This window comes from Pseudomonas sp. NFXW11 (genome assembly GCF_049887815.1).
GTDB lineage: Bacteria > Pseudomonadota > Gammaproteobacteria > Pseudomonadales > Pseudomonadaceae > Aquipseudomonas.
The window spans coordinates 470,932-492,656 of record NZ_JAGEKI010000002.1; the positions used below are offsets into that span (position 1 = coordinate 470,932).

17 protein-coding genes, 1 tRNA gene and 1 pseudogene are annotated in these 21,725 nt (G+C 63.4%); 6 read left to right on the plus strand and 13 right to left on the minus strand.

Annotation, left to right across the window (positions count from 1 at the left end; translation table 11 throughout):
• Positions 1–3 precede the first annotated feature (3 nt).
• From J4P02_RS05435 to J4P02_RS05445, 3 genes and pseudogenes are all read left to right on the plus strand, one after another.
• Positions 4–1,296, plus strand: a complete 1,293-nt coding sequence (locus J4P02_RS05435; RefSeq protein ID WP_426188528.1) for a diguanylate cyclase — start codon at positions 4–6, stop codon at positions 1,294–1,296.
• A gap of 9 nt (positions 1,297–1,305) precedes the next feature.
• Positions 1,306–1,585, plus strand: a pseudogene (locus J4P02_RS05440) (acyl-CoA dehydrogenase); the annotation flags it as partial.
• A gap of 179 nt (positions 1,586–1,764) precedes the next feature.
• Positions 1,765–3,543 (plus strand): acyl-CoA dehydrogenase C-terminal domain-containing protein, encoded by a 1,779-nt coding sequence (locus J4P02_RS05445; RefSeq protein WP_426188530.1) that lies wholly within the window; start codon positions 1,765–1,767, stop codon positions 3,541–3,543.
• A gap of 237 nt (positions 3,544–3,780) precedes the next feature.
• On the opposite strand, the gene J4P02_RS05450 is transcribed toward J4P02_RS05445, so the two are convergent.
• Positions 3,781–4,710 (minus strand): LysR family transcriptional regulator, encoded by a 930-nt coding sequence (locus J4P02_RS05450; RefSeq protein WP_426188532.1) that lies wholly within the window; start codon positions 4,708–4,710, stop codon positions 3,781–3,783.
• Positions 4,711–4,812: 102 nt separating this feature from the next.
• Between J4P02_RS05450 and J4P02_RS05455 the strand changes: the two genes are divergently transcribed.
• The 3 genes from J4P02_RS05455 (at position 4,813) to J4P02_RS05465 (ending at position 6,692) form a co-directional block, all read left to right on the plus strand.
• Positions 4,813–5,037, plus strand: coding sequence for a hypothetical protein (locus tag J4P02_RS05455; RefSeq protein WP_426188534.1), 225 nt, complete (start codon positions 4,813–4,815; stop codon positions 5,035–5,037).
• Entirely contained in the window at positions 5,034–6,317 is a 1,284-nt protein-coding gene (locus tag J4P02_RS05460; protein WP_426188536.1) for an aspartate aminotransferase family protein, read from the plus strand. The genes J4P02_RS05455 and J4P02_RS05460 overlap by 4 nt, the downstream gene beginning before the upstream one ends.
• A gap of 216 nt (positions 6,318–6,533) precedes the next feature.
• Positions 6,534–6,692, plus strand: a complete 159-nt coding sequence (locus J4P02_RS05465; RefSeq protein WP_426188538.1) for a YqaE/Pmp3 family membrane protein — start codon at positions 6,534–6,536, stop codon at positions 6,690–6,692.
• Positions 6,693–6,733: 41 nt separating this feature from the next.
• Here J4P02_RS05465 and J4P02_RS05470 read toward each other — a convergent pair whose 3' ends face one another.
• The 12 genes from J4P02_RS05470 to J4P02_RS05525 all read right to left on the minus strand — a co-directional run bounded on the left by J4P02_RS05470 (position 6,734) and on the right by J4P02_RS05525 (position 21,712).
• Positions 6,734–8,566, minus strand: a complete 1,833-nt coding sequence (locus J4P02_RS05470; RefSeq protein WP_426188540.1) for a S9 family peptidase — start codon at positions 8,564–8,566, stop codon at positions 6,734–6,736.
• Positions 8,532–9,701 (minus strand): pyrroloquinoline quinone biosynthesis protein PqqE, encoded by a 1,170-nt coding sequence (pqqE, locus tag J4P02_RS05475; RefSeq protein ID WP_426188542.1) that lies wholly within the window; start codon positions 9,699–9,701, stop codon positions 8,532–8,534. Before pqqE ends, J4P02_RS05470 begins: the two co-directional genes overlap by 35 nt.
• Complete coding sequence (pqqD, locus tag J4P02_RS05480; protein WP_022641451.1) at positions 9,673–9,948, minus strand: pyrroloquinoline quinone biosynthesis peptide chaperone PqqD; 276 nt, start codon at positions 9,946–9,948, stop codon at positions 9,673–9,675. The genes pqqE and pqqD overlap by 29 nt, the downstream gene beginning before the upstream one ends.
• A complete protein-coding gene (gene pqqC, locus J4P02_RS05485; RefSeq protein WP_426188544.1) occupies positions 9,945–10,697 on the minus strand; it encodes a pyrroloquinoline-quinone synthase PqqC in 753 nt (250 codons plus the stop codon). Before pqqC ends, pqqD begins: the two co-directional genes overlap by 4 nt.
• A gap of 95 nt (positions 10,698–10,792) precedes the next feature.
• Complete coding sequence (gene pqqB / locus J4P02_RS05490) at positions 10,793–11,704, minus strand: pyrroloquinoline quinone biosynthesis protein PqqB (protein ID WP_426188546.1); 912 nt, start codon at positions 11,702–11,704, stop codon at positions 10,793–10,795.
• 103 nt (positions 11,705–11,807) lie between these two features.
• On the minus strand, positions 11,808–11,882 hold the full coding sequence (pqqA, locus tag J4P02_RS05495) for a pyrroloquinoline quinone precursor peptide PqqA (RefSeq protein WP_003194766.1): 75 nt from the start codon (positions 11,880–11,882) through the stop codon (positions 11,808–11,810).
• Positions 11,883–12,037: 155 nt separating this feature from the next.
• Complete coding sequence (gene pqqF, locus J4P02_RS05500) at positions 12,038–14,497, minus strand: pyrroloquinoline quinone biosynthesis protein PqqF (protein WP_426188548.1); 2,460 nt, start codon at positions 14,495–14,497, stop codon at positions 12,038–12,040.
• A 48-nt stretch (positions 14,498–14,545) separates the two neighbouring features.
• Complete coding sequence (locus J4P02_RS05505; protein WP_426188550.1) at positions 14,546–15,340, minus strand: carbon-nitrogen hydrolase family protein; 795 nt, start codon at positions 15,338–15,340, stop codon at positions 14,546–14,548.
• 98 nt (positions 15,341–15,438) lie between these two features.
• Entirely contained in the window at positions 15,439–17,121 is a 1,683-nt protein-coding gene (locus tag J4P02_RS05510; protein ID WP_426188552.1) for a flavin monoamine oxidase family protein, read from the minus strand.
• 176 nt (positions 17,122–17,297) lie between these two features.
• Entirely contained in the window at positions 17,298–17,759 is a 462-nt protein-coding gene (locus J4P02_RS05515; protein ID WP_426188554.1) for an Lrp/AsnC family transcriptional regulator, read from the minus strand.
• A gap of 117 nt (positions 17,760–17,876) precedes the next feature.
• Positions 17,877–17,953, minus strand: a tRNA-Ile gene (locus J4P02_RS05520).
• A gap of 15 nt (positions 17,954–17,968) precedes the next feature.
• Complete coding sequence (locus J4P02_RS05525) at positions 17,969–21,712, minus strand: EAL domain-containing protein (protein WP_426188556.1); 3,744 nt, start codon at positions 21,710–21,712, stop codon at positions 17,969–17,971.
• Positions 21,713–21,725: the final 13 nt, after the last annotated feature.

Consider the following 21,725-nt stretch of genomic DNA (forward strand, 5'->3'; position numbering starts at 1 on the left):
CCCTTGCCGCGTTCTTCCGCTGTACGTTTCAGTCACTTTCTACCGTCTTTACTGCTTCTGCTTGCTGGGCTGGCGGCCGCCTACGTCAAGGACCTCAACGTCTTCTTCACTTCACTGTTCAATGTGCTGCCAACCCTGGTGCTGTTGCTCGGTGGCGCCTATTGCGCGGTGTATCGTCGCCAGCGCGAACTGTTTCTGATGGTCACGGTGTATATCGCCTACTTTCTGCTGGATACCCAGACCGACTATTACCGGGATAACGGCCGGGTTCGCGAGGATGCGGCCGTGGTGTTCCACCTCTGCTGCCTGTTGCTGCCCTTGCTGTTTGGCCTGTTCGCCGCCTGGCAGGAGCGCACCCATCTGTTCCAGGACATGGTGGCGCGCTTTGCCGTGCTGCTGGCGTTTGGCAGCGTGGCCTTGGGCCTGGAGCAGAGTTACCCACAGGCGTTGCTCAACTGGCTGGCGGAGATCCGCTGGCCGGCCCTGCATGGCAACTGGATGAGCCTGATCCAGCTGTCGTACCCGGTGTTCCTCGCGTCGTTCCTGCTGCTGGCCGTGCAGTACTGGCGCAGCCCGCGACCGCTGCATGCGGCGCAACTGGTGGGCCTGCTGGGGTTGTTCTGGATGCTGCCCAAGACCTTTATCCTGCCGTTCACCCTGAACATCATGTGCAGCCAGGTGATGCTGATGATTGCCGCGGCGGTGGCCCATGAGGCTTATCAGATGGCGTTCCGCGACGAACTGACCGGCTTGCCGGGACGCCGGGCGCTGAATGAGCGGATGCAACGCCTGGGGCGCAATTATGTGCTGGCGATGACCGACGTCGACCACTTCAAGAAATTCAACGATACCCATGGCCACGATGTGGGCGACCAGGTGCTGCGCCTGGTGGCCAGCAAGCTGTCGAAGGTGACGGGAGGCGGGCGCGCCTACCGCTACGGTGGCGAAGAGTTCGCCGTGGTGTTCGCCGGCAAGACCCTGGATGAATGCATGCCGCACCTGGAGATGATTCGCGAGATCATCGCCACCTACAACATCCAGTTGCGTAACCAGGACGCCCGCCCCCAGGACGATCAGCAAGGCCGCCAGCGGCGAGGTGTGGCTGCTGCTTCCAGCGTTTCGGTGACCATCAGTATCGGCGTCGCCGAGCGCTTGGCGGAGCATCGCGCGCCCGAGGAAGTACTGAAGGCGGCCGACCAGGCGCTCTACAGCGCCAAGGGCGCAGGGCGTAACTGCGTGATTGCGTTCGGGCAGAATCGTCGTGGCGCGGTGCGCACGGAAACCTCTGCGGCTTGAGTGATGATCATGTGCCCGGGGCTGACCCATGGCGCCATGTCGGCGATCCATGCCCCTGGCAGCAGCGAGCAGAAACAGCTGTACCTGAGCAAGCTCACCGCCGTGCAGTGGACCGGCACCATGTGCCTGACCGAAGCCCAATGCGGCACTGACCTGGGAATCATCAAGACCCGCGCCGTGCCCTAGGCCGACGGCAGTCATGCGGTGACAAGATCTTCATCTCCGCCGGCGAGCACGACCTGAGCGAGAACACATTCACCTGGTGCTGGCGAAACTGCCGCATCGCCCGCCATTCGACCGACAGAACCCGCCTAGTGCGGGTTTTGTCTGGTTTATCCTTGTTTGTGACCAAAATTAACAAAAAGGTCAGTAGTTGACCCTATGTGTCGCAAAAGTTGTTCGGGTACACTCGGCTTTTCGTAAATGGGTCCGTTGTGGCCCGCTTGTCTAGATCTTGCGAGGTTTGCCATGGCTGACTACAAAGCGCCCCTGCGCGATATGCGCTTCGTCCTCAATGAAGTTTTCGAGGTCGCCAGCCTCTGGGCCCAACTGCCGGCGTTGGCCGAGACCGTGGATGCCGAAACCGTCGAGGCGATCCTTGAGGAAGCGGGCAAAGTCACCGCCAAGAGCATCGCCCCGTTGAGCCGTGGCGCCGACGAGGAAGGTTGTCACTGGAACAACACCGCGGTGACCACTCCGCAAGGTTTCCCCCAGGCCTATCAGACCTACGCCGAGGGCGGCTGGGTGGGCGTGGGTGGTGATCCCGAATTCGGTGGCATGGGCATGCCCAAGGCGGTTTCGGCCCAGGTCGAAGAGATGGTCAACTCCGCCAGCCTGGCTTTCGGCCTGTACCCGATGCTGACCGCCGGGGCCTGCCTGTCGATCAATGCCCACGCCAGCGAAGAATTGAAAGCCACCTACCTGCCGAATATGTATGCGGGTGTCTGGGCCGGTTCCATGTGCCTGACCGAACCCCATGCCGGCACCGACCTGGGGATTATCCGCACCAAGGCCGAGCCTCAGGCGGACGGTTCCTATGCCATCAGCGGGACCAAGATCTTCATCACCGGCGGTGAGCACGACCTGACCGAGAACATCATTCACTTGGTGCTGGCCAAGCTGCCGGACGCGCCGGCCGGGCCCAAGGGCATCTCGCTGTTCCTGGTGCCCAAGTTCATGGTCAATGCCGACGGCAGCCTGGGGCAACGCAACCCGGTGAGCTGCGGCTCCATCGAACACAAGATGGGCATCCAGGCTTCGGCCACCTGCGTGATGAACTTCGACCAGGCCATAGGTTACCTGGTGGGTGAGCCGAACAAGGGCCTGGCGGCCATGTTCACCATGATGAACTACGAGCGTCTGGGTGTGGGTATCCAGGGCTTGGCCACGGGCGAGCGTTCCTATCAGAACGCCGTGGAATACGCTCGTGACCGTCTGCAGAGCCGTGCGCCTACCGGCCGGCAAGCCAAGGACAAGGTCGCCGACCCGATCATCGTGCACCCGGACGTGCGGCGCATGCTGCTGACCATGAAGGCCGCCAACGAAGGTGGCCGGGCCTTCTCCACCTATGTGGCGATGCAGCTCGATACCGCCAAGTTCAGCGAAGATACCGAGACCCGCAAGCGCGCGGAAAGCCTGGTAGCGTTGCTCACGCCTGTGGCCAAGGCATTCCTGACCGACCTGGGCCTGGAAACCACGGTGCACGGCCAGCAGATCTTCGGCGGCCACGGTTACATCCGTGAGTGGGGTCAGGAGCAACTGGTGCGCGACGTACGCATCACCCAGATCTATGAAGGCACCAACGGTATCCAGGCTCTGGACCTGGTAGGGCGCAAGATCGTTGGCAGTGGTGGGGCGTTCTACAAGCTGTTCGCTGAAGAAATTCGCCACTTCACCGCGAGCGCCGATGCGCAACTGGGTGAATTCATCCGGCCATTGAATGCCGCTCTGGACAACCTGGATGAGCTGACTGCCTGGCTGCTGGACCGTGCCACCACCAATCCCAATGAAATCGGTGCGGCCTCGGTGGAGTACCTGCAGGTGTTTGGCTACACGGCCTACGCCTACATGTGGGCGCTGATGGCCAAGGCAGCGTTGGGCAAAGAGCAGGAAGAGGAGTTCTATGCCAGCAAACTGGGCACGGCACGCTTCTACTTTGCGCGCTTGCTGCCGCGTATCCACTCCCTGACCGCTTCGGTAAAGGCGGGCAGTGAATCCCTGTTCCTGCTGCCGGCTGAACAGTTTTGATTAACAGGGAAGTTTGTAAGTCATCTCTTACATAACGTGCTGCTGATCGTCCATATCGGTAGATGACGGCGAAAGCTAATCTACTTCACATGGACGTCGCGCAGGAAGCGCAAAGCAACAACACGGACACGTAGGATTCCGCCAGGATGGTGGAGTGAAAAGGATGTCAGGGAAACAGTCTGCAAAACCCCGCTTCGGCGGGGTTTTCTTTTGCCTCGATTTTTTGTTTTGCCTGGTTCAACCCAGAGATTCCGGTAGCGCCGGGCCTCCCAGGCGGCCGTCCTGGGCATTCATCGAGTCCTCCAGCAAGGTTCGCAGCAACTCCAGTGTCCCTTGCTGACGCTGCAAATCCCGACAGACCAACCCGACTTTCAGTGGCACCCTGGGCTCGCTCAAGGGTTTCCACAGCAGCTCCCGGTTGCCGTGTTGCTGTTGCGAGCGCCCTGGAAGCACAGTGGCCAGGCGGGTATGGGGCAGGCTGTCGAGGATCCCGGCCATATTGTTCAATTCCGCCTGCACCTGCGGACGCCGTCCGAGATTGGCCAGTTGTGCCTGCCAGATCTGGCGAATCTGAAACTCTTCCCCTAACAGCAGCATCGGCAGCTCCGCCGCCTGGCTCATGGACACTTTCTTGAATTCGCGCAGGGGGTGCTGCTCGGGGATGACCAATGTCAGTTCGTCTTCGTACAGCGGTACGCCATGCAAGCCTGGCTGACGCGGTGGCAGGTAGCTGATGCCGATATCCAGCGAACCATTGAGCAAGCGCCGCTCGATTTCCAGCCCGGTCAGTTCATAGATCTGCACCACCAGATGCGGCTGGGCCTTGCGCACCCGCTCGAGCATCTGCGGTACCAGGCTGCTGTGCACCGTTTGCAGTACGCCAATGGCCAGGGTCCGCAGGGCCTGGCCCTTGAAGTTGCGCAGGGCTTCGCGAGCCCGTTGCAGGCCATCGAGCAGGGGCAGGGCGTGGTTGTACAGGGTGTGGGCGGCCAGGGTCGGCAGCAGGCGCTTGCTGCTGCGTTCGAACAGGCTGACGTCGAGGTTTTGTTCCAGCTGGCGGATCTGTTGCGAGAGCGCCGGTTGGGAGATCGACAGGCGCTCTGCGGCGCGCCCGACATGGCCCTCTTCATACACCGCGACGAAATAACGCAGTTGTTTAAAATCCATAAGTATTACTTATCGAAAAAGCTTAAAAATCGAAATGGCTGCACGCCTGCAAGACGCCTAGTCTAGCGCCTATTCACAGGGCTTACAGGGCCACGAAGGGCGATGAATAGCGTTTGCGTCGATGGTGTTTGCATAGGCAAGGCAAAAAATCCAGGACAGGGTCTGGTCAGCGATACCGACCAGGACCCGGTTGCAAATCGTTTCTGGTTATGGATACAGGGCCTGGGCAGTGGCGAACAGGCTGATCCGCGCTTTCATACCGGCGTTGAGTACTCCGCTGAATACGCCCGTCTCCAAGGCGTGTCGCTGGAGGAAATACGGGCATGAATCTATTCAACTTGCGGCGTACCCCGCCCAGTCTCGAAGACCTGGCTGCCGAGCCCGATACAGTCACCAGCGATGCTGTTGGCGCCAGCCATTACCTGATGCCCAGCGTGACGCGCCCGCAGCCGGTGTTCGTACGTGGCCAGGGTTCCTGGCTATGGGACAGCGATGATCGCACCTACCTGGACTTCACCCAGGCGGGGGCCGCCAACAGCCTGGGTCACAGCCCGTCGATGTTGGTCAACGCCATGGCTGCTCAAGCGCAATCCTTGATCAACCCGGGCTCTGGTTTCTATAACCGCGGCATGCTCAAGCTTGTCGATCGCCTGTGTCGCAGTACTGGCAGCGACCAGGCCTATCTGCTGAGCAGCGGCAGCGAGGCCTGCGAGGCGGCGATCAAGCTGGCGCGCAAATGGGGCCAACTGCACCGTGGTGGCGCTGCCGGCATCATCACTGCCAGCCGCAGTTGCCATGGCCGTGGTTTCGCCGCGCTGTCGGCGGCGGGGCGAGGCGCTTCGGGCAACCGTTTCGAGCCGCAACTGCCAGGCTTCAGCCAGGTGCCCTTCAATGATCTGCCGGCCTTGCATGCCGCGGTGGATGCTCAAACCGTGGCGATCATGCTGGAGCCGATCCAGGGCGAGGCAGGGGTCATTCCGGCGACCGAGCACTACCTCAAGGGCGTCGAGCGGCTGTGTCGTGAACTGGGCATCCTGTTGATTCTCGATGAGGTCCAGACCGGCATCGGGCGCTGCGGCACCCTGCTGGCCGAGCAGTTGTACGGTGTGCGCGCCGACATCATTGCCCTGGGCAAGGGCCTGGGTGGTGGCGTGCCTCTGGCGGCCCTGTTGGCGCGGGGCAAGGCCTGCTGTTTCGAGGCGGGCGAGCTGGATGGCACCCATCACGGCAATGCGCTGATGACCGCGGCCGGCCTGGCGGTGCTGGACGCTCTGCAAGAGCATGGATTCCTGCCCCAGGTGCGCGAGCACGGCCAGTACCTGGGGCAGGAGTTGGCGCGCCTGGCGAACCGTTATGCACAGGGTGAGGTTCGTGGTCAGGGGCTGCTCTGGGGCATGAGCCTGGCGGACGATTCGGCGCAGGCCGTAGTCAAGGCTGCGCTGCACGAGGGGTTGCTGCTCAGCGCCCCCCAGCCTGACTGCTTGCGCTTCACCCCAGCCTTGAGTGTCAGCAAGGGCAATATCGACGAGATGCTCCTGCGCCTGGCCCGGGCGTTCTCCCGAGTGCGGACCGCACAGTTGCAATGCCGCAAGGGAGTGGCCGTCTGAACCCTGTGCAGTACCAAGCCTTTACCCCCTTGGGTTGTCCGAATTCCTGAACCGTCTCGCGGTATAACGCATCGCCCCGTGTCCGATCTTTCGCACGGGGCGTTTTTTTTCCTGGTAATGGCTGCATGGCCGAGGCAATTGCTCTGAACCCTGAAGTGGCACCGGGGTCCACAGCAGGTGGGGCTCGTCCGAGCCGATTGTTATCAGGAGTTGCCCATGGATCTGATCCGCATACTGTTCGCCATCCTCTTGCCGCCCCTCGGCGTTTTTCTGCAGGTGGGGCTTGGCGGTGCCTTCTGGCTGAACATTCTCTTGACCTTGTGCGGCTACATTCCCGGGATAGTGCACGCGGTCTACATCATCGCCAAACGCTGATACTTTGGCCGGCCCGTCCCCCATGGAACGGGCCGAGTCGCTTACCCCTGCGCCTGCAGCACCTTGCAATAGAACAGCCACTCCTGTTCCAGTGCATGGGCCTGGTTGGCGGCCTGGCGAAAGCCGTGGCGCTCCTGCGGATAGTAGTGGGCCTCGGCGGCAATCCCCTGTTCCTGCAAGGCCTTGAGCATCACCCGGGTTTGCTCGGGCACCACCACGGCGTCCAGTTCACCCTGGAAGAACACCACCGGGACCTGGATGTTGCCGGCATGCAGCAGCGGCGTGCGGGCCAGGTAGCGCTCGCGGTCCTGCTCGGGGTCGCCGATCAGCCAGTCCAGGTAGTCACCTTCGAACTTGTGGGTGGTGCGCGCCAGGGCAATCGGGTCGCTGACCCCGTACAGGCTGGCGCCGGCACAGAACACTTGGCTGAAGGCCAGGGCGCAGAGGGTGGTGTAGCCCCCGGCACTGCCGCCACGGATAAACGCCTGCCGAGGGTCGATCAGGCCTTGCTGGTCCAGGTGGGCGACCACGGCGCAGGCATCTTGCACATCCACTTCGCCCCAACGCAGGTGCAGGGCCTGGCGATAGGCGCGGCCATAGCCGCTGCTGCCGCGGTAGTTCAGGTCGGCCACGGCGAAGCCGCGCTGAGTCCAGAACTGGATACGCGGGTCGAGCATCGGGTAGCAGGCCGAGGTCGGGCCGCCGTGAACGAACACCACCAGCGGTGGCTTCTGCTCGCCGTTCATGGCCGGGTAGAAGAAACCGTGGGCCTGGCTGTCGCCACTGGGGTAGCGCAACACCCGTGGGCAGCTGATGCGCTCCGCCGGCAAGGGCGCTACTCCGCCGGCCAGCACCTGTACCTGGTGGGTGGCCCGGTCGATGGCGATGATCGCCGAGGGGCTTACCGGTGACGCCGCGATGCAGTACAGGTGCTGCTGATCCAGTGCCAGGCTGCGAAAGCGGCTGTAGTCGCCGGTGAAGTCCTGTACTGAACCGTCGGCCAGATACAGGCCCAGGCGGCCAAAGCCTTCCACCGTCCAACTGCCGAGCCAGGCGTCATCGCCCAGGGGCAGCCAGGTCCGATCGCCAAGCTGCCAGGGCGCCGGGGCATGATCCGCTGCGGCGCAGGGCAAGGCTCGCAGGCTTGAGCCCGACTCGGCCCAAGGCTGCCAGTAGCCCTGGCGGTCGCTGAGGCAGTAGAGCTGATTCTGCTGATCGAAGCGCGGCTGCTGCAGGGATTCTTCCGCGTCCGCTCCGGCTACGCAGCGGGGTTCGCCCCAGCGGCCATCGCCTTGGCGCTCGGCGAGCATCAGCCGGGTGCAGGTCCAGGGTTGATGGGGGCGGTCCCATTCGATCCAGGCCAGGCGCTGGCCATTGGGGCTCAGGGTCGGGGCTGCATAGAAGTCGGCTCCGGCGGCCAGCAGGTGCCGGTGACCGCCGTCGATATCGATGGCCACCAGGCGATGTTGGTTGGCGCACTCTTCGACGGCCATCACCTGGCCGCGGTAATGCCGCAGGTCGCCGTAGCGGCACTCGCCCTGAGTCAGGGCTACGGGAGCGCTGCCGTTGAGGGGCTGGCGATAGAGTTGCTGGTCTTGATCATTGACGAACAGCAGGCTGTCGGCGCCGATGCAGAAGGCACCTCCGCCGTACTCGTAGACCCGGCTGCGGACGCTGAATGCTGCGGGGGTCAGGCAGCGGGCCTGGCCCCGCTGCCAGTGCCAGATGCGGCAGCTGGCGTCCTGTGGGCTGTATTGGTTCCAGAACAGGCCCTGGGGTGTGAGTTGCAGCTCGGCGAAGTCGACGCCGGCGGCGGTGGCCTGGCTGGCGCTGAAGGGTTCATCCCTTGGCGATGAGGCGTGAGTTTCGTTCATTGCGAAAGGCCAATTGCTCGATGGTTTGGGTAGCGGACTCGGACTCTTCGCGGGCCTGGAGAATGATCCCGTGGTGTTCCGACTTGCTGCATACCGGGTCGGCATTGCTGGCGTCCCCCGTGAGCATGAAAGCCTGGCAGCGACAGCCACCGAAGTCCTTTTCTTTTTCATCGCAGGAGCGGCATGGCTCCGGCATCCAATCGTACCCGCGAAAGCGGTTGAAACCGAAGGAGTCATACCAGATGTGCTGCATGCTGTGCTCGCGCACATTGGGAAACTGCACGGGTAGCTGCCGTGCGCCATGGCAGGGCAGGGCGGTGCCGTCCGGCGTCACCGTGAGAAAGATACTGCCCCAGCCGTTCATGCAGGCCTTGGGGCGCTCCTCGTAGTAGTCCGGGGTGACGAAGATCAGTTTGCAGGGGTGGCCCTGGGCTTCGAGCTTGGCGCGGTATTCGTTGGTGATGCGTTCGGCCCGCACCAACTGTTCCCGGGTTGGCAACAGGCCGACCCGATTGAGCTGGGCCCAGCCATAGAACTGGCAGGTGGCGAGTTCGACGAAGTCGGCCTCCAGGGCAATGCACAACTCGATGATGCGGTCGATTCGGTCGATGTTGTGCCTATGGGTGACGAAGTTCAGCACCATCGGGTAGCCGTGGGCCTTGACCGCGCGGGCCATCTCCAGCTTTTGCGCGAAGGCCTTTTTCGAACCGGCCAGCAGGTTGTTCACCTGTTCGTCGCTGGCCTGGAAGCTGATCTGGATATGGTCCAGGCCGGCTTTCTTGAAGTCGCTGATCTTCTGCTCGGTCAGGCCGATGCCTGAGGTGATCAGGTTGGTGTAGAAGCCCAGCTTGCGCGCCTCGCCGATCAGCTCGGCGAGGTCCTGGCGTACCAGCGGCTCGCCGCCGGAAAAACCCAGCTGCGCCGCGCCCATTTCCCGCGCTTCGCGAAACACCTTGAGCCATTGCTCGGTGCTCAGCTCCTTGCCCTGCTCGGCAAAGTCCAGGGGATTGGAGCAGTAGGGGCATTGCAGCGGGCAGCGGTAGGTCAGCTCGGCCAGCAGCCACAGCGGCAGGCCGACTTCCGGCTTGGCGGGCAGGGTGGGCGACTCAGCCGAGTTCGATCCAGTGCTGGGCACGGGCGACCTCCATGAACTGCTCGATATCGTCGCCGAGCTCGGCCACCCCGGGGAACTGCACTTGCAGCTCGCCGATGATGGCTGCCACGTCGCGCTCGCCATCGATCAAGCCACCGATCAGCGCGGCGCTGTCATTGAGTTTGATCATGCCTTCCGGGTACAGCAGTACATGGCCCTTCTGCGCCGGTTCGTACTGGAAGCGGTAGCCGGGGCGCCAGCGCGGGGTTTTGCTGCGGTCGAAACTCATAGGGTGATCCCCTTATGCCAGACCCGCCGGTCGGTGACGCTGTGATAGGGCGGGCGGTTCAATTCATAGGCCATGCTCATGGCGTCGAGCATGCTCCAAAGGATGTCCAGTTTGAACTGGAGAATCTCCAGCATGCGTTCCTGGCCGGTACGGCTGGTGTAGTGCTGCAGGGTGATGGCCAGGCCATGCTCCACATCACGCCGGGCCTGGCCCAGGCGGGTGCGGAAATACTCGTAGCCGGCCGGATCGATCCAGGGGTAGTGCTGGGGCCAGCTGTCCAGGCGCGACTGGTGGATCTGCGGGGCGAAGAGTTCGGTCAGCGAGCTGCTGGCGGCTTCCTGCCAACTGGCCCGGCGGGCGAAATTGACGTAGGCATCCACGGCAAAACGCACCCCGGGCAGCACCAGTTCCTGGGAGCGCAGTTGGTCCGGGTCCAGGCCCACGGCCTGGCCCAGGCGCAGCCAGGCTTCGATGCCACCGTCTTCTCCCGGGGCGCCATCGTGGTCCAGCAAGCGCTGGATCCATTCGCGACGCACTTCACGGTCCGGGCAGTTGGCCAGTATCGCCGCATCCTTCATCGGGATGTTGACCTGGTAGTAGAAGCGGTTGGCGACCCAGCCCTGGATCTGCTCGCGGGTTGCCCGGCCTTCATACATCGCCACGTGATAAGGGTGGTGGATGTGGTAGTAGGCGCCCTTGGCGCGCAGTGCCTGCTCGAATTCGGCGGCAGACAGCGGGGTGTCGTTCATGTTTGTTCTCCGGGTCGGCTTCGCCATTTCGCGGGCAAGCCCGCTCCTACGCAAAGGGTCCAAGGTTCTGAGGTCGAGCTTGTGGGCGGTCTGCCCTACAGCTCAATACTCATTCCGTCGTAGGCCACTTCCACCTTTCGGCTTAGCAGTTCGGCACGTTCGGCGGAGTCCTCGTCGAGGATCGGGTTGGTGTTGTTGATGTGAATCAGCACCTTGCGCTGGCGTGGCAACTGTTCCAGCACTTCGAGCATGCCGCCGGGGCCGTTCTGCGCCAGGTGGCCCATTTCCTGGCCAGTGCGGGTACCAACGCCGCGGCGCTGCATTTCATCGTCTTCCCAGAGAGTGCCGTCCACCAGCAGCACGTCGCTGCCGGCCATGATCTCCAGCAGTGCTGCGTCGACCTTGCCCAGGCCCGGGGCGTAGAAGAGCTTGCCGCCGCTGCGCAGGTCTTCGACGATCAGGCCGATGTTGTCCCCGGGATGCGGGTCGAAGCGGTGCGGTGAATAGGGTGGCGCGGCGCTGCGCAGGGGCAGCGGGGTGAAACGCAGGTTGGGGCAGGCCGGAATGCTGAAGCTCTGGTCCAGCTCGATGCGGTTCCAGTTCAGGCCGCCGCTCCAGTGGCTGAGCATCTTGAACAGAGGGAAGCCGGTGCTCAGGTCCTCGTGGACCATGTCGGTGCACCAGACCTGATGCGGGCAACCCTCGCGCAGGCTGAGCAGGCCGGTGGTGTGGTCGATCTGGCTGTCCATGAGGATGATGGCGCCGATCCCGGTGTCGCGCAGGGCACGGCCTGGCTGCATGGGGGCAAAACCCTGCAGTTGGGCGCGAATGTCCGGGGAGGCGTTGCACAGGACCCAGTTCACCCCGTCATCGGAAATCGCGATGGACGATTGGGTACGGGCCTGGGCTCGCAGGCTGCCGTCGCGAAACCCGGCGCAGTTCACGCAGTTGCAGTTCCACTGCGGAAAACCGCCGCCGGCGGCGGAACCTAGAATCTGGACAAACATGGGTGCTCCCTGGGATGACCACTTGAAAAGACGGATAACTGAAAATGAAAACGCCCCGGACGGGCCGAGGCGTTGCGCTGGGTTTTCTGGGTTGAGACAGAAATCAGCGGCTGGCGAAGTACATGGTGACTTCGAAGCCGATGCGCAGGTCGGTGTAAGCAGGTTTGGACCAAGTCATGACGATGCTCCTTGAGGTGGGTGGGACGGGTATTGCCTATACATATAGTCCACCTCCGGCCGGAGATGTTCAGATGCTTAGGGGGCTATGTTACTAAATTCCCATCGGCGCTTGCCTGCAATTCTGAAGAAAGCTCATTGCAGCAACGGTAATGATCATTCCGTCACTTGCCAGGGCGAGCCCGGACAGGGCCCGTTAGCCAGTGCCTGGCGCCCGCCGGTCGCGGTTCGCAGTTGCTCGGCAGCCTGCTTCACGGCCGCTGGGGTGAGGCCTTGGATGCTGGCCTGCAGCTGTAGCAGATAGTCCGACGGACGGCCCGCCAGTTTCGCCTGCCAGAGCAGTTCGGCGGCCTGCTCCAGAGGCAGGGCCTGGGGTTGGAACCCCTGGGCTAGAGCCTCTCTTTGTGCAGTCCAGGCGTGCTCATCAAGGCTTTGCAACTGTTCGGGCACTCGTTGCAGGCATTCTTCCAGATGCTCGAGTATTTCCGTGATCGGGGTATTGGGGGACTGCACGCCCATCAGCAATCCGCTCTGGCCGTTGCGTTGGCCAATGGCACTGAACACTGCATAGCCCAGTTGCAACTCGACCCGCAGGCGCTGGTAGAAGGGCGTCTGGCAGATCCGCTCGAGCAGGCGCCAGGCCGCTTCATCGGCCAGGCTGGCGCTGGGTGTCGGGCAGAACAGCAGCAGCGCCTGCTCCGAGCTATCCCCGGGTAGCGGTTGCCAGTGATGGCCGGCAAGGGTTTCCGGGCCGTGGCAAAGGTTGGCGTCCGGCGTTCCCGGTACCTGTTGCAAGACTCGGCCGAGGGCTTCCTGAACTGCCGCGGGCAAGGCCAGGGCCAGCCCGTCCCAGCGCGCGCCGGCCCACAGTGCTTGCAGGCCCAGGGGTTCCAGCGCCATCTGGGTGCCGGGCCGAGGCTGTTCGCCGAATGCCTCGAGCAGTTGGCGGATGGGCATCGCGGGGGCTTGATCAGCTTCTGGTGATTTCTGCCAGAACCATTGCGCGGGATGCTCCAGGCACTTCAAGGCCTGTTGCAGCACGGCGGGCATGGGGGCGTGCAAACCACGCAATTGCAGTAGCCAGTCTGCACCGCAGAGGCTGAAATTCAGTTCCACGCCGGCTTGCCGGGCATCGTTGCGCAAAGGTTCCAGGCTATGCCGCAAACGCCGATGCAACGCTTTAGGCGCCGGCTCCGCCAGGCGCCAGCGCAGGGTCAGGCTGCCTTGGGTGACATCTACCGGCAGGGCCTGGCTGAACTCCAGGGCCGGGTTGGCCCGGCGGCTGCGGGAGCGGTCCTGGGCAAAGGTACGCAGCCCTCGATGGGCGCTGGTCTGGCCGCGGATCAATCCAGCCCTGGGCGCCTCGACGTTGCTGCGCAAAAAGGGATTGGCTGCAGGCAGCTGCCAGTCGCCCTGAAACTTGTCCACAGGCTGCGGTAGCAACTGCCCCAGCAGGCACTTGAGGGCCGCCAGCCCCTGTTCATCCAAACCGGCGGCACTTGGCCGGCTGCCCCAGCGGGCCAGTTCCAGGGCTGTGCCGGCTTGCAACCGGCGTTGCTGCAACAAGGCGTACTCCTCGCGCAGTTCCGGCCATTGCGCCTGGGCACTGAAAAAGGCCAGCCAATCGTTCAGCAGCTCGCGGATCTGTGGCGCCGCCGTTGCATCGGAGCTGGTCAGGCCCAGCTCCAGGTGCAGCAGGGCCTGCCCGCCGAACTCATACAGGGTTTCGGCCTTCAGGCTGCGGGCCAGTTGACGTTGCTGAAGCTTGGCCAGCAGCCCGCCGGGCTGGGCGGATTGCAGCCAGGTGCAGAGAAAATCCAGAGCCGATGCGGCGCCCGCAGGCAACTGCTCGAGGCTGAACAGCAGGTCCAGGCGTTGCGCGGCGAGCTGTTGATAAGTTGCCGGTTGGCTCGTCAGCAGGGGCGGTGGCAGTTGTTGGTCGAGGTGTTCGCCCGGCGCAAGCATTGCGCCGTAACCTTCGGCCAGGGCCTGGAGTTCTGCCTGAGGCTGCGGGCCGGCGAGGCTCAGGGTCATTTGTCCGGCCTGGTAGTAGTCCTGGTGGAACTGTCGCAAGGCCTGCTGGAAGGCCGTGTTGGGCAAATTCAGGCTGTAGCGGTTGCCGGCATGGAAGGCCCGCAGCGGGTGAGCGGCGGATAACCCATCGAACAGCGCGAAGCGGCGTTGCGCAGCGCTATCCCGGGACCAGGCAATAAATTCCGCGTGCACTACTTCACGCTCCCGGCGCTGCTCTGCCAGGTCCAGCCGCGGCTGGGCGAGCATGTCGCACAGGCGTTCCAGGCCCCCAGCGAAGGCGCTCGCCGGCAGTTCGAAAAAGAACTCGGTGGCGCGCTCGCCCGTACTGGCATTCAGTTGTCCGCCCTGGCCCCGGACATAGGCCATCAGCCCCTGTTCGCCGGGAAAGCGTTCGGTGCCGAGAAACAGCAGGTGTTCAAGAAAATGCGCCATGCCCGGCCAGGCCTGGGGCACATCGTGGCTGCCGGCAGCCACTCGCAGCGCCGCTGCGCAACGCTTCAAATGGGGGGCATGCAGCAGGCTAACCCGCAGGCCGTTGGCCAGGGTTGCAAGATGGGGCAGGGGGTGATTCGGCGCGGGCATGAGCACTTCCAGAACAGAGAAGCGCCCATGCTAGCGGATATACGCAGATCAGCGCTTGCTCAGGTCGTCGTAAAGCTCGGGGCGGCGATCGGCAAGGTAGCGGTTCAGCGCCCGGGAGTCGGCCATCAGTTGGCGATCCAGGGTGCCGATGATCAGCGCTTCATCCAGCCCGGCCAGGGCAATGCGGCTGCCATCCGGGGCGGCGATGCTGCTCTGGCCGCAGTAGCGGATCGGCTCCTCGTGGCCGCAGTAGTTGGCGTAGGCCACGTAGCACTGGTTCTCGAAGGCCCGGGCGCGGATGGTCACATCGGCGACGAAGTCGTAGGGAATCATGTTGGCCGTCGGCACCAGGATCAGTTCGGCACCGGCCAGGGCCAGGCGTCGAGCGTTTTCCGGGAACTCGATGTCGTAGCAGATCAGGAACCCCAGCTTCCAGCCGTTGAGCTCCACCAGGGGGAAATCATCGGCTCCGGCGCTGAACATCGAATGATCGAGGTCACCGAACAGATGGGTCTTGCGGTAGTTGCACAGGCGCTGGCCGTGGGCGTCGATCAATTGCACGGCGTTGTAGATCCGGCCATCGCTGCTGCGTTCCGGGTAGCCGTAGAGAATGGCCGTGCCGGCGGCCTGGGCGATGGCGGCGATGCGTTGCGCCGAGGGGCCGTCCTGGGCTTCCGCCAGGGCGCCCACGGCCTCGATGCCGATGTTATAGCCGCTGAGGAACATCTCCGGCAGCACCAGCAGGTCGGCGTCGGTGGCCTCCATCGCCACCTGATGCAGGCGTTGCAGGTTACCGGCTACATCCAATGGCTGTGGCGGGCACTGGTACAGGGCGACGCGCATGGTCTTCACTCCTCTTGCTGGCTGACTGGCCACTGTAGCGGCTGCCGCAAGCGAGGATAAGCCCCGCAAGGGGCTTCGCGCATGTAGCAGCCCGGTCTTCAGTCGGCCAGGGCGATCGGGCCGATTTCATGGAACACATCACCCGGCCCCGGGTTCTCCGAATGGGTGGCGCCGCCAAAGTGTTTCATGATGCCCCACACGGCGTTGAGCGAAGTCTGCACCGCGCCCTCGACCCAGGCCGGGGTCCAGGACACATCGTCACCGGCGATAAAGATGCCGCGCTGTTCGGCGGGCATATCGTCCTGCATGAAGTGCGCGTACATCCGCTGGTTGTAGCGGTAGTGGCCCGGCAGCGCGCCCTTGAAGGCGCCGAGGAAGTGCGGGTCGGCTTCCCAGGACACGGTGATCGGATCGCCGATGATGCGGCTGGCGATATCCACTTTCGGGTAGATTTTCTTCAGCGCATCCAGGGCCAGCTTCACGCGTTTTTCCACCGGCTGCGGGAGCATTTTCAGGGCATCGCTCATCCACGAGTAGGACAGGCAGATCACCCCCGGCTTGTCGTCGCCGTTATCGAACAGGTAGGTGCCGCGGGTCAGGCGGTCGGTGAGGGTCATGCTCATCAGGTCGCGGCCGGTTTCCGGGTCCTTGTCCTTCCAGAACGGCCGGTCGACCATGACGAAGGTCTTCGACGACTGCATGTAGCGGGTGCGGTCCAAGGCCATCCACATCTTCTGCGAGAACAGCGACTCCTCGCATTCGATCTGGGTGGTCAGCAGCCAGCTCTGGCAGGTGGTCAGCACGGCGGCGTATTCCCGGGTGTCGCCCCAGTTGTCGGTGACGCTGAAGCGGCCGTCGGCGGCCCGAGCAATGCGCTTGACCCCGGCGCGTGGCGCGCCGTGGTGCAGTGAACTGAGGCTGGTGCCGGCCGGCCAGTGGGCGCAACGCTCGGGCACGTGACGCCAGATGCCCAGGGGCACCTGCTCGACACCGCCCACCACCAGGTGCTGGTGGTCGTCGCAGTTGGTCATCACCACGCGGAAGATTTCCAGCATCGAATTGGGGAAGTCCGAATCCCAGCCGCCGGTGCCGAAACCCACCTGGCCGAACACTTCACGGTGGTGGAAGGACAGCTTGGCGAAGGCCTTGGAGGTGGCGACGAAGTCGTAGAAGGTGCGGTCGTCCCACAGCGGCACCAGGGTGTTCCACAGTTCCTTGAGGCGTGGCACATCGCGCTCGCGAATGGCCTGCTGGATCTCGCCGAAGCGCGCGCCGTCCTCCAGGGCATCGGCCCAGGCGTCGGCGACTTCCTGGAACAGCGCCGGCAGGTCGGCAAGTTTCTGGGCGTAGTGGGTCTGGCCTTCGAGGTCGATCACCGTGCTGCCCGACGCTGGGGTCAGCGGGTTGGGGAAGGGCTTGGTCTCAAGGCCGAGCTTGTCGACGTAGTGATAGAAGGCGGTGGACGACACCGGGAAGCGCATGCCGCCCAGTTCGGCGATGATTCCCTCGGCGCCTTCGAAGGCCTGGGAGCGCAGGCGACCGCCCATCTTCGAAGCTTCATAGACCACCGGCTTGAGGCCCAGCTTCATCAGCTCGTAGGCCGCCACCAGCCCGGCGATACCGGCGCCGACAATCGCCACTTCGCTGCCGTGCTGGTCCTTGGGAATGCTGCCCAGGCCGGCGGGGTGCTCGATCCAGTCGTCAAAGGCGAAAGGAAAGTCGGGGCCGAAAATAGTGACTGGTTTCTTGCCGTCTGCAGGATGGCGATTGTTCTTGTTCATGGCTGACCTTGGCGGGCGGCTCAGCGAAGTGCTGAGTATAGGAAAAGATGGCAGCTATTCTAGAGAGGGTGAAACACGTAAATAAGACGCAATCTGTCGTCGTTATGCGTTGTTATTTATCAGTGTGACGAAATTATAGAGCATATCGACGGGTGCCCATCCCTGCGCGTCAAGCTCTATAGCGCATGCCCGCGATCGATCTTGCTGCTGAGGATGATCGAGGTGGTGGTTTTCTCCACGCCATCGACGCTGCCGATCTGGTCCAGCAACTGGTCCAGCTGTTCCGGCGACTCGGTGCGCAGCCAGGCCACATAGTCGAACTCGCCACTGACCGCACAGAGTTGCTGGACCTGGGCCATGCCGCTCAGGCGGCGCAGCACTTCCTTGCCGGAGCGGGGCTGGACCTTGATGCCCACATAGGCCTGCAAACCGCCATCGACCACCCGCTGCCCCAAGCGCACGCCGTAGCCGGTGATGACTCGGCTCTTCTCCAGGCGTGCCAGGCGTGAGGTCACGGTGGTGCGGGCGATGCCCAACTGCCGGGCCAGCATCGCCACGCTTTCACGGGCGTTGATCTGCAGGGCAGCGATCAGTTGACGGTCGACTTCGTCAAGAACGGGAGGGCGGCTATCGGACAAGGTGGAGCTCCAGCACGGCTATCGAGGGAGCGAGCATGTTACAGCCTCGCGGATTGTCCCGCTGCTAGCCGGCGAACCACAGAAACGCAAAAGCCGCGCAATGCGCGGCTTTCAATTTGGTGGGCCCACACGGACTTGAACCGTGGACCAAAGGATTATGAGTCCTCTGCTCTAACCAACTGAGCTATAGGCCCTCAGTAGGCCGCGGATTATAGCGACGGTTTCTCGGCAGTGCTATCCGAAAAGTTGGAAACCCGGACTCGCAGGAAGGTCGCGCAGAACTCCTCGGCCTCCAGCGGCAGGCTGACGATGTAGCCCTGGATCTGTTCACAGCCTTCCATGGCGAGGAAGGTCTGCTGGTCCTGGTTTTCCACGCCTTCGGCAATCACCGTGAATTGCATGCTGCGCCCCAGGGCGATGATGGCGCGGACTATGGCTGCGTCATGGGGATCGTCCGGCAGGCCGCGAACGAAGGATTGGTCGATCTTGAGAAAATCCAGGGGCAGGCGCTTGAGGTAGCTCAGGGACGAGTAGCCGGTGCCGAAGTCGTCGATGGCCAGTTGCACCCCCAGCTGCTTGAGCTGGTGCAGTACCGCCAGGGCTTCCTCGGCCTGGCTCATGATGAAGTTCTCGGTGATTTCCAGCTGCAGCATCCCCGGTTGCAGGTCGTAGTCGCGCAGCAACTGTTCGATGCGCCCCAGCAGGCTCGGATGGCGCAACTGGGCGCCGGCCAGGTTGACCGACAGTGGGCCGAAACTCTCATGGCTGCGGTTCCAACTGCTGAGCTGTTGGCAGGCCTGTTCCAGTACCCAGTCGCCGATGACCAGGATGGTGCCGTTCTCCTCGGCCAATGGAATGAAGTGTTCCGGGGGCACGTCGCCAAAGCTGGGGTGGCGCCAGCGGATCAGCGCCTCGGCGCCCACTAGTTCCTGGCTGCTGAGGCTGATCTTGGGCTGAAAGTACAGGGACAGCTCGTTGCGCTCTATGGCCCGGCGCAACTCGTGTTCCAGGGCCACTCGTTCACTGGCCTGGGCCGTGAGGTCGCGGGTGTAGCTTTCCACTCGGTTGCGGCCCTTGGCCTTGGAACGGTACATGGCCGCGTCGGCGTTCTTGATCAGGGTGGCGACGTCGCAGCCGTCCTTGGGATAGAGGCTGGTGCCGATGCTGGCGCTGATGAAGAACTCGTGTTCGCCGGCCTGGAAGGGTGCACTGAAGCAGTTCAGCAGTTTGCCGGCGATGTAGTCGGCGTCGCTGGGCTGGTGCAGGCCGGGTAGCAGGATGATGAATTCGTCGCCGCCCAGGCGGGCGACGGTATCGATATCGCGCAGTTGCTCCTTGAGGCGCACGGCGATGCCCTTGAGCAGCAGGTCGCCCACCGGGTGGCCGAGGCTGTCGTTGATGTGCTTGAAGCGATCCAGGTCGAGGAACAGCACGGCGCCCTGGCCGCCGCTGTCTTGCTGGTTGTTGAGTGCGCTCAGCAGGCGGCTTTCGAACAGGGTGCGGTTGGGCAGGCCGGTCAGGGGGTCGTGGTGGGCCTGGTAGTCCAGTCGGGCCTGGGCATGCTTGAGGCTGGAGATATCGGCGAACACCGCGACAAAGTGGGTGATGCCCCGATCCTTGTTGCGCACGGCGTTGATAGTCAGCCAGTTGGGGTAGTGCTCGCCGTTCTTGCGGCGGTTGGTGATCTCGCCCTGCCAGTGGCCCTCGACAGTCAGTTGATGCCACATGGCGGCGTAGAAGGCGCTGTCGTGCAGGCCCGAGGCCAGCAGGCGCGGCGTGTGTCCCAGGGCTTCGCTTTCGCTGTAGCCGGTGATCTCGCTGAAGGCGCGGTTGACCGCACTGATACGTTGCTGGGTGTCGGTGATCAGTACGCCTTCGGCGGTGCTTTCAAATACCGTGGCGGCCTGTTGCAGTTTTTCCTGCATCTGCTGGCGCTCGGTGATGTCCCGGGCAATGGTCAGCATGCAATCGTCGCCGCCAATGGGCAGCGGTCGGCTCGACAGCTCGCAGAGGCGGATCTGGCCGTCGCTGCGGCGGATGTGGCAGCGGAAATCCCGGACCAAACCGTCTCGTTGCAGCAGGTCGAGCATTTGCTTGCGCTCGTTGAGGTTGACCCAGATTCCCAGGTCCAGGGTCGAGTGGTCCAGGGACATGGCGCTGTTGAAACCGGTGAGGCGGCTGAAGCCTTCGTTGACCTCCAGCAGCAGTCCATCGTGCTGGCGGCTCAGCAACAGGCCATCGGGGGAGGCATGGAAGGCCTTGGCGAACTTTTCCTCGGAAATCTGCAGTTGCTGCTGGGTTTCCTTGAGCTGGCTGATATCGCGCACTACCACCACCAGCGCGGGGGTGGTGTCCAGGTCAAAGGGCTCGGCCGAGATCAGGCCGGTGAAGACTTGGCCGTTGTGGCGGCGAAAGGGCATTTCCAGGTTGCGAATGCTGCCGGCCTGCAAGCGTTGCAGCAGGCTGGGGCCGACACCCTCGATGCCCCATATGCTGAGTTCGGTGGCGGTTTGGCCGATGACCTGGCTGGCGCTGAGGCCGATCTGTTCCTCGAAGGCGTTGTTGACCTCAAGCAGGCAGCCATCGGCCAGGCGGGCGATGACCAGGATGTCCGGGCATTGCTGGAATACCGAGGCGAACTTCTGTTCGGACAGGCGCAGCGCTTCTTCGGTGTGCTTGGTTTCGCTGATATCGATCATCAGGCCGCGCATCACCGGCTCATGACCGTGCTCGATCAGGCTGACGATGTCTCGCACCCAGAGGCAACGACCATCGGCGGTGATGACCCGGTAGTCGAGGCTGTGGTCGCGCCCGGCCTGGACTTCGTGGTCGCAGAAGGCCTGGGCGCGGGTCAGGTCGGCGGGGTGGATGATGTTGCGCCAGAATCCCGGGATCAGCCAGTGCGGCAGCGGATAGCCCAGCAGGGCCTCGGCATGGGGCGATACATAGCTGTAGGTGAAGTCGCTGACGCGCGCTTCCCAGGCAATCGCCGATAGGCTTTCCACCAGGCTGCGGTAGTGGTACTCGCTGCTGCGCAGTTCCTGTTCCAGGGCCACCCTGCGGGAGATTTCCGAGCTCAGGCGGCGGTTGATGCGAATCACCACTGCCAGCACCGTGACCAGCAACAGCAGGCCGGGCAGGCCGTAGGTCAGCACGTCCTGCCAGTAGGTCCGGTGGTCGAGCACGCTGCCGACCCAGCGTTGCTGGATGGCACTGATTTCTTCCGGGCTGATGTCGGCCAGCACCTTGTCGAGGATGCCCACCAGGATCTTGTTGCTTTGCGGTACCCCCATGGCCAATTGGTAGCGGTACGGGGTTTCGCCGCTGACATACAGGCCATCGAGCTTGAGCTGGCGCAGGCTCCAGACGCTGGAGGCCAGGTCACCGACCACGGCGTCCACCTCGTCGGTGGCCAGGGCCTGGAGTGCCGAGCTGACGTTGGGCAGGGCCACCAGATTCAGGTCCGGATGGTGGGTGCGCAGCAGTTCATGAGGGGCGTAGTTTTCCACTACCGCCACTTTGAGGCCGTAGAGTTCCTGCAGGCTCTGGGGCTGCTTGCCGCCGGTGTGGGCGAGGATGACGATGGGGAAGTCGAGATAGGGGCGGGTGAAGGCCAGGTAGCTCTGGCGCTCGGGGGTCGACATGATGCCCGGTAGCAGATCCAGTTTGCCTTGCCTGGCGTCGTCGAGCACGGCGGTCCAACTGGCGGGCTCGATGGGCTGGAGGGTGACGGACAGGCGTTGCTGGATCAGGTGGATGTAGTCTGCCGCGAGGCCCTGATAACGGCCTTCCTCGTCCCGATATTCGAAGGGCGGCCAGGAGGCGTCCACACCCAGGCGCAGTTCCGGGTGAGTCTTGAGCCAGCCACGTTCTTCGTCGGTAAGAGTCAGCGCGCCAGCCGTTGCGGTCCAGGTAAGCAGCGCCAGCAGGAGCATGGCCGACAGTCTGGGCATAACCGTCTCTTAT